Source organism: Symbiopectobacterium purcellii, assembly GCF_052050035.1.
Classification (GTDB): Bacteria; Pseudomonadota; Gammaproteobacteria; order Enterobacterales; family Enterobacteriaceae; genus Symbiopectobacterium; species Symbiopectobacterium purcellii_A.
This window is the reverse complement of record NZ_CP189882.1, coordinates 2,801,668-2,816,625: the sequence shown is the minus strand read 5'-3', so window position 1 is coordinate 2,816,625 and position 14,958 is coordinate 2,801,668. Positions and strand designations below refer to the sequence as shown.

Below are 14,958 nucleotides of genomic sequence, written 5' to 3'. Positions count from 1 at the left end.
TCATGGTTTCAATTCGACTGGACGCCTTGGCAGCACAGTTGGATGCGCAATTACACGGTGATGGCGATATCGTCATCACCGGTGTTGCTTCTATGCATTCGGCATGCTCTGGACAAATCACCTTTCTTTCAGACAGCCGCTATCGTGAGCAACTGACTACAACACAGGCATCCGCCGTGGTGGTGACAGAAGCTGACTTGCCTTACTGCAAGGCAGCCGCGTTGGTGGTGAAAAACCCGTATCTGACGTATGCGCGCATGGCGCAATTGATGGATACCACGCCGCAACCTGCGCAGGATATCGCACCCAGTGCGGTGATTGCCGATGATGTCGTGCTGGGGCGCAATGTCGCCATTGGCGCGAATGCGGTTATCGAGTCAGGCGTAACGTTAGGCGATGGTGTGGTGATTGGTGCCGGTTGTTTTGTCGGGAAACATACCAAGATTGGCGTGGGTTCTCGTCTGTGGGCCAATGTGACGATCTATCATCGGGTTGAGTTAGGGGCGCAGTGTCTGATTCAATCTGGTTCAGTGGTTGGTTCTGATGGTTTTGGCTATGCCAACGATCGTGGCAATTGGGTCAAGATCCCGCAGTTAGGAACGGTACGCATCGGCGATCGCGTTGAGATTGGTGCTAACACCACCATTGACCGCGGTGCACTGGACGACACCCTTATTGGTGACGGCGTTATCATTGATAACCAATGTCAGATTGCACACAACGTCGTGATTGGCGACAATACAGCAGTCGCAGGTGGCGTTATCATGGCTGGCAGCCTGAAAATTGGCCGTTACTGCATGATAGGCGGAGCCAGTGTGATTAATGGCCATATGGAAATTTGCGATAAGGTCACGGTTACCGGCATGGGGATGGTAATGAGACCTATCACCCAACCCGGCGTATACTCATCGGGAATTCCGTTACAGCCAAACAAAACGTGGCGTAAAACCGCAGCGCTGGTGATGAGTATTGATGATATGAGCAAACGGCTAAAAGCAGTTGAGCGCAAAGTCAACCAGGATTGATTCCCGCGCCCGCCTAGTCAGGCAGTGGCAGGCGGTTTAATGGATACTGGTTTATACGCGTTGGTTGTTGTGGATTGCCTGCTTAGGGTGGCGTAAAAATCCTTATTTGCGGCCTGCCAGATGATCCTCCTTTTGGGATCTCGCAGGCCGTATTGTTGATGGCATCAGTTTTACGGACAGGAAGAGTATTTTGACTACTAACACTCATACTCTGCATATTGAAGAGATTTTAGAACTATTACCGCACCGCTTCCCCTTTTTGCTGGTGGATCGCGTACTCGATTTCGAAGAAGGGAAATTCCTGCGTGCGGTGAAAAACGTCTCTTTCAATGAACCCTTCTTTCAGGGACACTTCCCCGGGAAGCCCATTTTCCCCGGCGTGCTGATTCTGGAAGCCATGGCCCAGGCCACGGGCATTCTGGCATTTAAAAGCGTGGGTAAACTGGAACCGGGCGAACTTTACTACTTCGCGGCTGTGGACGAAGCGCGTTTCAAACGTCCAGTGCAGCCAGGGGATCAGATGATTCTTGAGGTTGAATTCACTAAAGAGCGCCGTGGTGTTGCACGTTTCAAAGGCGTCGCCAAAGTGGATGGCGAAGTGGCTTGTGAAGCGTCAATGATGTGTGCTCGTCGTCGGGAGGCCTGATAACGTGATTGATCAAACCGCCTTTATTCATCCCAACGCCATTGTTGAAGACGGTACCATTATTGGTGCGCGTGTACACATTGGCCCGTTCTGCTACGTCGGTTCTCACGTTGAGATCGGCGAAGGCACGGTATTAAAATCCCATGTTGTGGTAAATGGGATCACTAAAATCGGCCGTGATAATGAGATCTACCAATTTTCCTCCATTGGTGAGGTAAATCAGGATCTCAAATACGCGGGTGAACCGACTCGCGTAGAGATCGGCGATCGTAACCGTATTCGTGAAAGTGTCACGATTCATCGTGGTACAGAACAAGGTGGTGGATTGACTAAAGTCGGCAGCGATAATCTGCTGATGATCAACACGCATATCGCCCATGACTGCGTTATTGGTAACCGCTGCATTCTAGCGAACAATGCCACTCTGGGTGGACACGTCGAAGTCGATGATTTTGCAATCATCGGCGGCATGACTGCCGTGCACCAGTTCTGTGTCATCGGTGCACATGTTATGGTCGGCGGCTGTTCCGGCGTGGCGCAAGATGTGCCACCGTACGTCATTGCACAAGGTAACCATGCGACGCCGTTCGGCCTGAATATTGAAGGGCTGAAACGCCGCGGGTTCGAAAAAGAGACCCAGCAGGCGATTAGTAACGCCTACAAGCTGCTGTATCGCAGTGGGAGAACGCTGGAAGAGGTGAAACCGGAAATCGAAGTGCTGGCGAAAGACCATCCAGCGGTTCAAGCATTTATCGATTTCTTTGCCCGTTCTACCCGCGGCATTATCCGGTAATTCATGTCAACGCGTCCCCTTGTGATTGGTATCGTCGCCGGAGAAACCTCCGGCGACATTCTTGGTGCGGGCCTGATCCGAGCGCTGAAAAGCCAAATGCCGGACGCTCGCTTTGTCGGCGTTGCCGGGCCACGCATGCAGGAAGCCGGGTGTGAAACCTGGTATGAGATGGAAGAACTTGCGGTGATGGGGATTGTCGAGGTGCTCGGGCGTTTGCCGCGCCTGCTGTCGATCCGCCGTGACCTTACGCAGCGTTTTACCGAACTTGCGCCCGACGTTTTTGTTGGCATTGATGCGCCCGATTTCAATATCACGTTCGAGGGCCGCCTCAAAGCCCGCTGTATACGCACCATTCATTACGTCAGCCCTTCTGTATGGGCCTGGCGCCAGAAACGCGTTTTCAAAATTGGGCGTGCCACCGATCTGGTGTTGGCGTTTCTTCCCTTTGAAAAAGCGTTTTATGACAAATTCAATGTGCCTTGTCGCTTTATTGGCCACACCATGGCCGATGCCATGCCGCTACAGCCGGACAAACTGGCGGCGCGCGCGCAGTTAGGTATCGCGCCAGATCGCCATTGTCTGGCGCTGCTGCCGGGCAGTCGTGGGGCTGAAGTAGAGATGCTGAGCGCCGATTTTTTACGCAGCGCACAGCTATTACGCCAACGCTATCCTGATTTAGCCGTGTTGGTGCCGTTGGTGAACGCCAAACGGCGCGAACAGTTTGAACGCATCAAGCAAGAAACCGCTCCCGAGCTGGACGTGCATTTGTTGGATGGTCAAGCGCGTGAAGCGATGATTGCTAGCGATGCGGCCCTGTTGGCGTCTGGCACCGCGGCGTTGGAGTGCATGCTGGCGAAATGCCCGATGGTCGTGGGTTATCGCATGAAGCCCTTTACGTTCTGGTTGGCAAAGCGACTGGTAAAAACCCCTTGGGTATCGCTGCCCAATCTGTTGGCAGGGCGCGAGCTGGTAAAAGAGCTGCTGCAAGATGAGTGTACGCCAGACCAACTGGCGGCGGCCCTGCTTCCCTGGTTGGAGGGTGGGGAAGACGTGAAGCAACTGCACGAGACCTTTTTGGCGCTGCACCAACAGATTCGTTGTGATGCGGATGCGCAGGCAGCACAGGCTGTGCTGGAATTGGCCCGAGGTGAAGTGAACCATGTATGATGTTTTTGTCTATCCGGAGGCGACGCGCATCGCCGGTGTAGATGAAGTCGGGCGTGGCCCGTTGGTGGGAGCGGTTGTTACCGCCGCGGTGATTCTCGATCCGCAGCGTCCGATCGTTGGATTGGCCGACTCAAAGCAACTGAGTGAAAAACGGCGTTTGGCGCTTTATGATGAGATCAAGGATAAAGCGTTGTCTTGGAGTTTAGGACGCGCCGAGCCCGAAGAGATTGACCAACTGAATATCCTGCACGCGACGATGCTGGCGATGCAGCGTGCCGTGGCGGGGCTGCATTTGACGCTCGATTACGTACTGATAGACGGCAACCGCTGCCCGCTGTTGCCCGTACCCGCTTTGGCGGTGGTGAAGGGCGATAGCCGAGTTGCCGAGATCAGTGCCGCATCGATTCTCGCCAAAGTGACGCGAGACCGGGAAATGGTCGAACTGGATGCCCGTTTTCCTGAATATGGTTTTGCGCAGCACAAAGGTTACCCGACGGCTTATCACCTTGAGAAACTCGCGCTGTTAGGCGCTACCGAGTACCACCGGCGCAGTTTCGCCCCCGTAAAACGCGTATTGGGGTTGGCATAGCCCGTCAATCACGCCATCAGGTAATATCGGTGCCCCGCCGGTGTCGCGGGGCTGTTTTCGACAACGTCTAGGATCTGGATATGGCCGAACCACGTTTTGTCCATCTGCGTGTGCACAGTGACTATTCCATGATCGATGGGTTGGCAAAAGTTGGGCCGCTGGTAAAAAAGGCGGCCGCGCTGGGCATGCCAGCCCTGGCGATCACGGATTTCACCAACCTGTGCGGGCTGGTGAAATTTTACGGCGGCGCACACGGTGCGGGCCTTAAACCCATCATCGGCGCCGATGTTCTGGTGAGCAGCGATTCGCTGGGCGATGAACTTGCGCAACTCACCCTGCTCGCCATGGACAACGAGGGCTATCAAAACCTCACCCTGTTGATCTCCCATGCTTATCAGCGCGGCTACGGTGCTGAAGGCCCCACCATCGAACGCGACTGGCTTATCGAATACGGTAAAGGCTTACTGCTGCTTTCGGGAGCCCGACATGGCGACGTGGGCAAATTTATCCTGCGCGGCAACCAGGCGTTGGTCGAGCAAAGTCTAGCCTTTTATCAAGAGCACTTTCCGGGCCGTTATTACCTGGAACTGATTCGCACCGGTCGCCCGGATGAAGAGAGCTATCTTCATGCGGCGATTGAATTAGCCATGACACACCATTTGCCGGTGGTGGCGACCAACGATGTTCGATTCATCAATGCCGATGAATTTGATGCCCATGAGATTCGCGTCGCCATTCACGACGGCTATACGCTCGATGACGCAAAGCGTCCCCGTAATTACAGCGCGCAGCAATATATGCGCAGTGAAGACGAGATGTGTGAGCTGTTTGCCGATATTCCAGAATCGCTGGTTAACAGCGTTGAGATCGCCAAACGCTGTAACGTCACTATCCGTCTGGGGGAATATTTCCTGCCCCAATTCCCGACCGGGGATATGTCCACTGCGGATTTTCTGGTTAAACGTGCTTGGGAAGGGCTGGAAGAGCGTCTCGCTTTCTTGTTTCCCGACGAAGAGGTGCGTAAGCAGCGTCGCCCGGAATACGACGAGCGTCTGGAAATTGAACTCAATGTTATCAACCAGATGGGATTCCCTGGCTACTTCCTGATCGTGATGGAGTTTATCCAGTGGTCAAAAGACAATGACGTCCCGGTAGGGCCGGGGCGCGGCTCAGGTGCCGGCTCGCTGGTGGCCTACTCACTGAAAATCACCGATCTCGACCCGCTTGAATTTGACCTGCTGTTCGAACGTTTTCTTAACCCGGAACGCGTATCGATGCCTGACTTTGACGTCGACTTCTGTATGGAGAAGCGTGACCTGGTTATCGATCACGTCGCTGAGATGTACGGGCGTGATGCGGTATCGCAGATCATCACCTTCGGTACCATGGCGGCCAAAGCGGTTATTCGCGACGTAGGGCGCGTGCTCGGACACCCTTACGGTTTTGTCGACCGAATTTCCAAACTGGTGCCACCCGATCCAGGCATGACGCTGGAAAAAGCGTTTGCTGCCGAACCGCAGCTACAGGAAATTTACGACGCCGACGAAGAAGTTAAAGCGCTTATCGATATGGCGCGCAAACTGGAAGGGGTGACGCGCAACGCGGGTAAACACGCCGGTGGGGTGGTAATATCGCCGACCAAAATCACCGATTTCGCACCGCTCTATTGCGATTCGGAAGGGAATCATCCGGTTACCCAGTTTGATAAGAACGATGTGGAATATGCCGGGCTGGTGAAGTTTGACTTCCTGGGCCTGCGCACGCTGACCATTATCGACTGGGCGCTGGAGATGATCAACGCCCGTCGTGCCAGGCAGGGGCAGGAGCCGATTGATATCGCGGCCATCCCGCTCGACGATAAAAAAAGTTTCGACATGCTGCAACGTTCGGAAACCACGGCGGTGTTCCAGCTTGAATCGCGCGGCATGAAAGACCTGATCAAACGTTTGAAGCCGGACTGCTTTGAAGACATGATCGCTCTGGTGGCGCTGTTCCGTCCGGGGCCTTTGCAGTCGGGGATGGTGGATAACTTCATTGACCGTAAACACGGGCGTGAAGAAATCTCCTATCCTGATATACAGTGGCAGCATGAATCGCTGAAGCCGGTACTGGAGCCGACCTATGGTATCATCCTGTACCAGGAACAGGTGATGCAGATAGCCCAGGTGCTTTCCGGCTATACGCTGGGCGGCGCGGACATGCTGCGCCGCGCTATGGGTAAGAAAAACCCCGAAGAAATGGCTAAGCAGCGCTCCGTGTTTGAGGACGGCGCGAAGAAGATGGGGGTCGACGGCGAACTGTCGATGAAGATCTTCGACCTGGTGGAAAAATTTGCCGGGTATGGGTTTAACAAGTCGCACTCAGCCGCGTACGCTCTGGTGTCGTATCAAACGCTATGGCTCAAGGCGCATTATCCTGCTGAATTCATGGCTGCTGTGATGACGGCAGATATGGATAACACCGAGAAAGTGGTGGGACTGGTGGACGAGTGCTGGCGTATGGGGCTAAAAATCCTGCCGCCGGATATCAATAGCGGGCTGTACCATTTTCACGTGAATAATGACGGGGAAATTGTTTATGGTATCGGTGCGATCAAGGGCGTTGGTGAAGGACCGATAGAAGCGATCATCGACGCGCGAAATCAGGGCGGTTATTTCCGCGAACTGTTCGATCTCTGTGCCCGTACTGATATCAAGAAACTGAATCGCCGCGTACTGGAAAAGCTGATCATGTCCGGTGCGTTTGATCGGCTGGGGCCGCATCGCGCGGCGTTGATGAATTCACTCAACGATGCGTTGAAGGCTGCCGATCAGCATGCCAAGGCCGAAGCTATCGGTCAGGTAGATATGTTTGGTGTTCTGGCGGAAGCGCCGGAGCAGGTAGAACAGTCCTACAGCACGGTAGCTCCCTGGCCGGAGCAGGTGGTGTTGGACGGTGAACGGGAAACGTTAGGGCTTTATCTGACGGGTCACCCAATCACGCAGTATCTCAAGGAAATAGAACGCTATGCTGCTGGCTTGCGTTTGAAGGACATGCACCCGACGGATCGGGGCAAAGTAACAACGGCGGTCGGCCTGGTGCTGGCTGCCCGCGTAATGGTCACCAAGCGAGGTAATCGCATTGGCGTATGTACACTGGACGATCGTTCCGGCCGTTTGGAGGTGATGCTGTTTACTGAAGCATTGGATAAGTATCAGCATCTGCTTGAAAAAGACCGAATTCTGATTGTCAGTGGACAGGTCAGCTTTGATGACTTTAGCGGGGGCCTTAAAATGATGGCCCGAGAGGTCATGGATATCAGTGAAGCGCGTGAAAAATATGCGCGTGGGCTTGCTATCTCGCTGACTGACAGGCAAATTGATGACCAGCTATTAAACCGTCTCCGCCAATCGTTGGAACCTCACCGATCGGGGACGATCCTGGTACACCTTTATTACCAGCGAGAGGATGCCTGCGCCCGGTTACGTTTTGGCGCGGCATGGCGTGTGACGCCAACCGATGTGCTGCTTAATGACCTGCGCACGCTGCTGGGGAACACCCAGGTGGAACTGGAATTTGACTAAAATAGGAATACTATGAGTCTGAATTTTCTTGATTTTGAGCAGCCGATTGCAGAGTTGGAAGCGAAAATTGACTCGCTGACCTCAGTCAGCCGTCAAGATGAAAAATTGGATATTAATCTGGACGAAGAGATCCAGCGACTGCGGGAAAAAAGCGTTGAACTGACGCGCAAGATTTTTGCCGATCTGGGTGCCTGGCAGATTGCGCAATTGGCACGTCATCCACAGCGTCCCTACACGCTGGACTATGTCAGCCATATTTTCACCGACTTTGATGAGTTTGCGGGCGATCGAGCCTATGCCGATGACAAAGCGATTGTGGGCGGCATTGCGCGTTTGGATGGGCGTCCGGTGATGATCATTGGTCATCAGAAAGGGCGCGAAACCAAAGAGAAAATTCGCCGCAACTTCGGTATGCCTGCGCCTGAAGGTTACCGTAAAGCGCTGCGTCTGATGGAGATGGCAGAGCGTTTTAACCTGCCGATTATCACCTTTATCGACACGCCGGGCGCGTACCCAGGCGTTGGTGCTGAAGAGCGCGGCCAGTCGGAAGCGATTGCGCGCAACCTGCGTGAGATGTCCGGCCTGAGTGTACCGATTATCTGTACGGTGATCGGCGAGGGGGGATCCGGTGGTGCATTGGCGATTGGCGTGGGTGACAAGGTCAACATGCTGCAATATAGCACCTATTCTGTTATTTCACCGGAAGGCTGCGCCTCTATCCTGTGGAAAAGTGCCGATAAAGCGCCGCTGGCGGCGGAAGCGATGGGGATCATCGCCCCGCGTCTTAAAGAGCTGAATCTGATTGATGCTATCATTCCTGAACCGCTCGGTTCCGCGCACCGCGATGTGGAAACCATGGCCGCGTCGCTGAAAGCCCAACTGCTTTCAGACTTGCGTGAACTGGATGAATTGGATAAAGACGCGCTGCTGGATCGCCGTTACCAGTGCCTGATGAACTACGGTTACTGCTGATCCCAGAGCTATCGCGCTGAAAAAAAGTCCGCTTTCCGCAAGGAGGAGGACTTTTTGCTATTATGCGGCTATTCCCATCATCACCTTGCCATAACAAGGAGTACGCATGCTGGCGTTAACGGCCATTCACCATATTGCCATCATTGCCTCTGACTACCGACGCAGTAAGGCATTCTATTGCGATGTCCTTGTGTTTGAGCTGTTGGCGGAAACCTATCGGGCAGAGCGCGACTCATGGAAAGGCGATCTGGCGTTAAAGGGGCGTTACGTTATCGAACTGTTCTCGTTTCCCTCTCCACCGCCACGGCCGACTCAGCCTGAATCCTGTGGCCTGCGCCATCTTGCTTTTGCGGTAGCCGATATTGACGAGGCGTGCGATGCACTGCAACGCGCAGGCGTCGCCTATGAACCGGTTCGGGTGGATGAATTTACCTTGTGTCGTTTCACCTTCTTCCGCGATCCGGATGTATTACCGTTGGAGCTTTATGAGCAGTGAGCGGACCGACGTGGCTGCTCTACTGGAAAACGTAGCGGTACAGCTCTCTGGCTGTCAGCGTGTGCTGGTAGCTTATAGCGGTGGACTGGATTCCAGCGTGCTGCTGCATATGCTGTATCAATTGATGCAGCAGCGCTCGGATATTGTTGTGCGTGCCGCCTATGTGCACCATGGACTAAGTCCTCACGCTGAGCGTTGGGCGCAGCACTGCATGCATACCTGCCAGCAATGGGATATTCCCTGCACGGTGCTGCCTGTCACGGTGGATACGCGTGAACGTGGTGTTGAAGCGGCAGCACGCGAAGCTCGCTACCAGGCATTGCGCCAACATCTGTTACCTGAAGAGGTGCTGCTTACCGCACAGCATCTCGACGATCAGAGCGAAACGTTCCTGTTGGCGCTTAAGCGCGGCAGCGGGCCTGCCGGGCTTTCAGCGATGGGGGCTACGGGGCAGTTGGGAGTGAATCGCTTGCTGCGCCCACTGCTGGGTGTAGCGCGAGCGCAACTTGAAAATTATGCCCACCATTATCGACTCACGTGGTTGGAAGACGAGAGCAATGGTGACGCGCGTTACGATCGCAACTTTCTCCGTTTGCAGGTACTACCGCAACTAAAACAGCGCTGGCCATCATTTTCAGACGCAGTGGCACGCAGCGCGCGACTGTGCGCCGAGCAGGAACAACTGTTGGATGAATTGTTGGCGGCATCGCTTCAGTCGGCCTGTGACACAAAAGGCGCGTTGGCGATTGATACCTTGCTTCCCCTGAGCGAACCACACCGTTTTGCGCTGTTACGGCGTTGGTTAAGAGTGCATGAGGTGGCAATGCCTTCACGCGAACAATTGCTGCATCTGTGGCAGGATGTGACACTCAGCCGCCAGGATGCAGAACCGCTGTTACAATTGGGCACCGTACAGATTCGACGCTTTCGTCAGCGTTTATACTGTATTGCCGAATACGTAAACGCTGTCGGCCTGGTGTTACCCTGGCATCCCGAGCTGGGTGTACTAACGCTTCCGCACCGTTTAGGTTACCTGTCCTTGGCCGAAGAGGGTATGCGTATCCGACGCCCGTATCCCGATGAGCAAGTGAGCGTGCGTTTTGGCTTGAAAGGGAAACTGCATATTGTTGGGCGCAGTGGCGGGCGCTCTGCGAAAAAACTGTGGCAGGAATATGCGATTCCTCCCTGGATGCGTGAACAAATCCCTATTCTGTATTACAACGAATACCCTATCGCAGCCGTTGGCGTTTTTGTGATGCGGGAAGGAGAGGCTCATGATGATACTGCGGCGTGGCAGGTGGCGTGGAGTATGGTGTAGCGCTGATAACAGAATAATCAGCGCTAATCGAGTAACGCCAAGACTGTAATATGGCAGCGAAAATGGTTATCTAAACAACTTTATGCGCCGTAAGCGTTTTCTAATATATCAGGATAGGGCCCATTATGCTGTCGTTGTATTATTGTTAGCAGTTTCTGTATTTCTGGTATTTTTAATAATTGCTGTATGTCTGGTGAGAATAATCTATCTTTAGCCTCTTTATCCCGTAAAGGAAGGGTATTGACTCTCAGCAGAACGGGGTTATTTACTGTTTCATCGGTTGTATGAGGTAAATTAATTTTATTCAAGTAATTATGTAATGCAGATAACGTCTCTGTAAATTCTCGCTCTTGAAGTTTTGTTGATTTGTATTCGCCTTTTTTTAGTCCTTCGTAAATCGCTAAAGAACCACTAACACAAGAAACCAAAGCACTAATTCCACGTAAAACCGTTAACACTGTGGCACCTGTGACGAGCATTGCCGGGAAGACCAGAGGGAGTGTAAATAACGCTACAGATAGCAATATGGACGCGACAGAAAGGATCTGTGTTGTGTTAAATAACATTGAACCATTACCTTCCTTTGATCTTTTATTGTAGATTAACTTGTTTCCTCCATGTGGTACATATAATTTATTAACAATGTCCTTTACTTTGGTTAATTCAATATCTAATTCAAGTTGGAGTTCTTTTAATGCGGTTTCTTTTTCATGCAATACGGCGGCTTTATCTAAAATTGCGGTGATTGTTTTTAGGTTTTCCTGTAGCATTTTAATATCATTAGACAATTTTTTGTCATGTGCAAAAAAAGAGGAGCAGTCGGTATTGGCAACCGTTTGTAGATGTGAAAATAAAATATCCCATTTGTAGTTTGTAAATTCTTTATGCGTGTTACTGATGTGTTGCACTATTTCAGCCCACTTTTTTGGATTGGGATTTATCTGGGAGGCTGTAGACCTGTTTCCGATTGTCGTAATGGCATTGTCACATGAGTAGTCATTCTGACTCACTACATAGTTTGTTTCCACGTTACACATACTCGAACTCCCAAAGAAACGGTCACTAATGTTTGCTTGTAAAGCTTCGTCTAGGATGTGTTTATTGTCACTCGGGTTTTTATCGTGTCTTGGCTGTGTGACTCATCAGGATTCACTCACCACCACTTTGCCGATACCTGGATTACTAAAGCTCACGATATGATCCAGACGCAGTTCTCGCTGTGCGCCATTTTCTTCCACCATCAGATATTCCACTTGCTTGCGCGAGACAATATCCTTGGCCTTGCCTGTGAGGGTTTCACCGTTACGCAACTCGAGCGTCAGCGTCAGATGTTGCTGGCACGTAGCCTCCAGGCTATCGTAATCATCACAATTGATGGGTTGATATTCGTTACTCATTGACATAATCGCTCACCAATAAGTTAGCTGCGGCGAAGGCCGCCTGTTCCCTGACGGTGGACGGCAAGTCGCCATTGGCTGCGATCCCATCCAGGGTTTGCAAAACACAACCTAATGCATCGGGTATGTAACCCAGATTGCCGCTGGCGATCTGCGCGTATAAACGACGAACCAATTCAGAATGTTGCTGCACAATATCCTCCCTTGGAAGCACACCGCCGTAGGCTTTTGTGCCTGCTGTCGCCGCGATGGCCTCGTTTTTTGCTGATAAGGGGAGATAATCCCATGAAAATAAGTATTCGTTATTAAAAGGACTATAGCATAGGCATCAGCAGGATATCAGCATTCCGCTGTTAAGCAATGCTTCAGTTAGCGCACAATTTTACCCTTTTTACGCAGTAGACTTGGTGCTGAGACCGGTCTGTTTTCTGAATTGCTGTCGGTATGCTGTGCGTCTCACCGGTTCTCAAGGTACACTGGTTGCAGACGGAGAAGAGGTATCGAATGGCATTAAAAGCAACGATTTATAAAGCAGCAGTGAACATTGCGGATTTGGACCGCTCTTTTTTTTACGATGCCAATTTGACCTTGGCGCAGCACCCCTCAGAAACAGAACAGCGTATGATGCTGCGACTGCTGGACGCCTAGGAATTTCAAACTTTTTGGGGCCCCTGATTTCGGGGGCTGGCAACGATGAAAACCGGCTTTTTTATCGTGAATGCCTCTGTGTTTGGGTGATTTTTGAACACATTGCGCGTTTTTTGATTACATCGCCGAATTCCAGGCAGAGTTTCCCCGCATTATCCAACGTAACGCATTCGCGCTATCTCCCCGGCGTTCGCGATTCGCTTCTCCAGGGCCGTTGCCGGCAGCGCCCGGCTGAACGCCATTTTTGCCCCGCACAGCAGGCAGGCAAACGGGTCTGTATTCTGTAATCCCTGACTCAGCGTTGTGTATGTCACTGGCGCTGCTTTTTTCACATTATCCTGCCCCAGGGCTTTTCTCACCAGAGGCAACAGTTTTCCCACTACGCGGTTAGCCAGAAAACCAAAGTAACGCACCATCCGGAAATGCTTCTCCGGTATATGCTTTATCAGCCGCAGTATCAGCTCACGCTGACTGAGCGCCAGGTCTTCATGCCTCCCCGTCCGGTGATCCAGAAAACGCAGGGTGATGCGGCTTCCCCCGTCGTAGTGTGCCAGTCGCGCACCCGACACAGGCAGTTTTTTCAGGTACCGGCCCAGGTACTTTGCTGTCTGTCGGGGATGTTTCGTCGGCTTCGCAAAATACACGTGCCAGTAAATCTCTCCCTGCTCATTTTTCCCCTGGCTGAGGATAAAGCGCTTCCATTCATCATAATCCCGGATGTGAGCCAGCTGCGGCGGCAGAACAAGAGACTCCCATGCAGACAGCAGATACTGGCGTACATTCCATACCCAGCGCGCCCTGACCTTCGGCAGGGCAAACGACAGTTTTTTCCAGGCACCGTGCTCATTTATGCCGCCGGTGGTCCACGACAGGTGAATATGGCAGTTCCAGTTAAGCTGGCGACCATACGTGTGAAGAGCGCCGAAAATACCGGTGGTCAGGCCCCGCTGCTCCGCAGCGTACAGCAGGTTGTCCGCCGCCAGCGCAAAGAGGCCATTCAGCAGTCAGCGGTTGGCTTCAAACAATGGCCACAGGGTATCCGGCATCGTGAATGTGCCGTGCTGGCACGGCGTATCCGGCAGGCGGGCCATCATGGTGGCAATCCACAGGTCGGTGGCCTTTTTGCCGCAGGTCGGACATCCGCGTCCGTGGCAGCTCTGATGGATGTAACGGTGGTGAGTGCAGTCGGGGTTGCTGCAGCGAAATTCCCGGCTGCCCGTCAGTGGGGTGCCGCAGGCCAGCATCTTTGTGACAACCTCAATCTCTACAGGCCGGAGCGGGTATGCCTCCATGATGTCAGCCCATGCCCTGTTGCGCTGAAACAGCGTCTTCATGGGGCGGGGCTGTATGCCGGTATCATCCGTGCGGGTCATCGGAGAGCATCTCCGCTTCGGTTTCGTACAGGTCAAACCGGCGACAGGTATTGCAGAAGGCAACGTAGTGGTACGGAGAATCAGGGAATTCACTGTAGAAGGTGGTCCAGAACCACTCTGTGCAGTCAGGATCGTTGTCAACGAAAAGGCGGAATTGCTGGTAAGGGAGGTTGCCCTGTCGGACCACCGTTTTGAAAATCTGCTTAACCATTTTTGTATGAACGCGCTGATGCTCAGGGGAATGTGACACGGGATAACCTTCGGCTGGCGGGTTTCAGAATATCGCTATTCTGCCACACTTCGATTTGCAGCCGCCAGGCTGCTTCGTTCCGTGGATCTGTCATGCGGATGAAAATTTACGCTTCACCAAGGGGTTATGTGCTGATGACGAACCAGAAATCTGGTTGCGCGATGACACACTGGCGCTGAAACTGTGGATTGAGTTAGGGCTGCCAGATGAGCGTCGGCTCAAAAAAGCTTGCAACCAGTCTCCAAGCGTCGTGCTCTGTGTCTATGGTGAGCGAGCGGCCCATGTCTGGTGGCAATCAATGGAGCAAAAATTGCGGCCGTATCGCAATCTTTCCGTCCGTTTTTTAGACGATCGCCAATTGCAGGCATTAGCGACAATGGGCTTTGTTGAATAATTTAACCGTTTGATTTACATCTTCTTTAGTTAGAATGCATTTACAGAGAATGTATTTTGTTAGAACGACAAATCAAATAGTTAGCACAATAAAAAGCATTCCGAGAGGAAAAATTAGTCGTTGAAATTTTATAATGCTTATATAAATCAGTATCTTAAATCATTCAACAAAGCCGCGACAATGATACAGCGCACCATGACGTTACAGGCAACCCTGCAGGATCGCTCAGTGGCTGTCTGATGATAAGAATAATCTGGAAATTACGTTTGCCGAGTGGCAACCAGCCTAATCATCGTCATGATCCGGGGTGACAGGAGAAGGTGGGGA

General features: G+C 52.5%; 13 protein-coding genes and 3 pseudogenes. 11 read left to right on the top strand and 5 right to left on the bottom strand.

Annotated elements, in window-relative coordinates; translation table 11 throughout:
- Positions 1-2 precede the first annotated feature (2 nt).
- The 9 genes from lpxD (at position 3) to tilS (ending at position 10,569) form a co-directional block, all read left to right on the top strand.
- Entirely contained in the window at positions 3-1,025 is a 1,023-nt protein-coding gene (gene lpxD / locus ACQGXV_RS19620) for a UDP-3-O-(3-hydroxymyristoyl)glucosamine N-acyltransferase (RefSeq protein ID WP_440862831.1), read from the top strand.
- Positions 1,026-1,215: 190 nt separating this feature from the next.
- Positions 1,216-1,671: a 3-hydroxyacyl-ACP dehydratase FabZ gene (fabZ, locus tag ACQGXV_RS19615; RefSeq protein WP_440862830.1), complete on the top strand. Its 456-nt coding sequence runs from the start codon at positions 1,216-1,218 to the stop codon at positions 1,669-1,671.
- Positions 1,672-1,675: 4 nt separating this feature from the next.
- The gene (gene lpxA, locus ACQGXV_RS19610; protein ID WP_440862829.1) at positions 1,676-2,464 is read left to right on the top strand and encodes an acyl-ACP--UDP-N-acetylglucosamine O-acyltransferase; all 789 of its coding nucleotides are present in this window, start codon (positions 1,676-1,678) and stop codon (positions 2,462-2,464) included.
- Between the two features lie 3 nt (positions 2,465-2,467).
- Positions 2,468-3,631: a lipid-A-disaccharide synthase gene (lpxB, locus tag ACQGXV_RS19605; protein WP_440862827.1), complete on the top strand. Its 1,164-nt coding sequence runs from the start codon at positions 2,468-2,470 to the stop codon at positions 3,629-3,631.
- Entirely contained in the window at positions 3,624-4,220 is a 597-nt protein-coding gene (rnhB, locus tag ACQGXV_RS19600; protein ID WP_440862825.1) for a ribonuclease HII, read from the top strand. The genes lpxB and rnhB overlap by 8 nt, the downstream gene beginning before the upstream one ends.
- Positions 4,221-4,300: 80 nt before the next feature.
- On the top strand, positions 4,301-7,783 hold the full coding sequence (gene dnaE / locus ACQGXV_RS19595) for a DNA polymerase III subunit alpha (RefSeq protein WP_440862824.1): 3,483 nt from the start codon (positions 4,301-4,303) through the stop codon (positions 7,781-7,783).
- Positions 7,784-7,795: 12 nt separating this feature from the next.
- Entirely contained in the window at positions 7,796-8,755 is a 960-nt protein-coding gene (accA, locus tag ACQGXV_RS19590) for an acetyl-CoA carboxylase carboxyl transferase subunit alpha (protein ID WP_440862823.1), read from the top strand.
- Positions 8,756-8,861: 106 nt separating this feature from the next.
- Positions 8,862-9,251, top strand: coding sequence for a VOC family protein (locus ACQGXV_RS19585; protein ID WP_440862822.1), 390 nt, complete (start codon positions 8,862-8,864; stop codon positions 9,249-9,251).
- The gene (gene tilS, locus ACQGXV_RS19580) at positions 9,160-10,569 is read left to right on the top strand and encodes a tRNA lysidine(34) synthetase TilS (protein WP_440862821.1); all 1,410 of its coding nucleotides are present in this window, start codon (positions 9,160-9,162) and stop codon (positions 10,567-10,569) included. The genes ACQGXV_RS19585 and tilS overlap by 92 nt, the downstream gene beginning before the upstream one ends.
- 80 nt (positions 10,570-10,649) lie before the next feature.
- Here tilS and ACQGXV_RS19575 read toward each other — a convergent pair whose 3' ends face one another.
- The 3 genes from ACQGXV_RS19575 to ACQGXV_RS19565 form a co-directional block, all read right to left on the bottom strand.
- Positions 10,650-11,579, bottom strand: a complete 930-nt coding sequence (locus ACQGXV_RS19575; RefSeq protein ID WP_440862820.1) for a hypothetical protein — start codon at positions 11,577-11,579, stop codon at positions 10,650-10,652.
- 132 nt (positions 11,580-11,711) lie between these two features.
- Entirely contained in the window at positions 11,712-11,972 is a 261-nt protein-coding gene (gene rof, locus ACQGXV_RS19570; protein WP_440862819.1) for a Rho-binding antiterminator, read from the bottom strand.
- The gene (locus tag ACQGXV_RS19565) at positions 11,959-12,159 is read right to left on the bottom strand and encodes a YaeP family protein (RefSeq protein ID WP_440862818.1); all 201 of its coding nucleotides are present in this window, start codon (positions 12,157-12,159) and stop codon (positions 11,959-11,961) included. Before ACQGXV_RS19565 ends, rof begins: the two co-directional genes overlap by 14 nt.
- A 311-nt stretch (positions 12,160-12,470) precedes the next feature.
- On the opposite strand from ACQGXV_RS19565, the pseudogene ACQGXV_RS19560 reads away from it, so the two are divergent.
- Positions 12,471-12,605: pseudogene (locus ACQGXV_RS19560) on the top strand (YaeQ family protein); the annotation flags it as partial.
- Between the two features lie 161 nt (positions 12,606-12,766).
- Here ACQGXV_RS19560 and ACQGXV_RS19555 read toward each other — a convergent pair.
- Positions 12,767-13,987, bottom strand: a pseudogene (locus tag ACQGXV_RS19555) (IS91 family transposase).
- Entirely contained in the window at positions 13,971-14,237 is a 267-nt protein-coding gene (locus tag ACQGXV_RS19550; RefSeq protein WP_440862817.1) for a hypothetical protein, read from the bottom strand. Before ACQGXV_RS19550 ends, ACQGXV_RS19555 begins: the two are co-directional and overlap by 17 nt.
- A gap of 82 nt (positions 14,238-14,319) precedes the next feature.
- On the opposite strand from ACQGXV_RS19550, the pseudogene ACQGXV_RS19545 reads away from it, so the two are divergent.
- Positions 14,320-14,616, top strand: a pseudogene (locus tag ACQGXV_RS19545) (YaeQ family protein); the annotation flags it as partial.
- Positions 14,617-14,958 lie beyond the last annotated feature (342 nt).

Coding starts and splice junctions, on each gene's coding strand:
- ACQGXV_RS19585 (WP_440862822.1), top strand. CDS start 8,862: ATGCTGGCGTTAACGGCCATTCACCATATTGCCATCATTGCCTCTGAC.
- dnaE (WP_440862824.1), top strand. CDS start 4,301: ATGGCCGAACCACGTTTTGTCCATCTGCGTGTGCACAGTGACTATTCC.
- lpxB (WP_440862827.1), top strand. CDS start 2,468: ATGTCAACGCGTCCCCTTGTGATTGGTATCGTCGCCGGAGAAACCTCC.
- accA (WP_440862823.1), top strand. CDS start 7,796: ATGAGTCTGAATTTTCTTGATTTTGAGCAGCCGATTGCAGAGTTGGAA.
- rof (WP_440862819.1), bottom strand. CDS start 11,972: ATGTCAATGAGTAACGAATATCAACCCATCAATTGTGATGATTACGAT.
- tilS (WP_440862821.1), top strand. CDS start 9,160: ATGAACCGGTTCGGGTGGATGAATTTACCTTGTGTCGTTTCACCTTCT.
- lpxD (WP_440862831.1), top strand. CDS start 3: ATGGTTTCAATTCGACTGGACGCCTTGGCAGCACAGTTGGATGCGCAA.
- rnhB (WP_440862825.1), top strand. CDS start 3,624: ATGTATGATGTTTTTGTCTATCCGGAGGCGACGCGCATCGCCGGTGTA.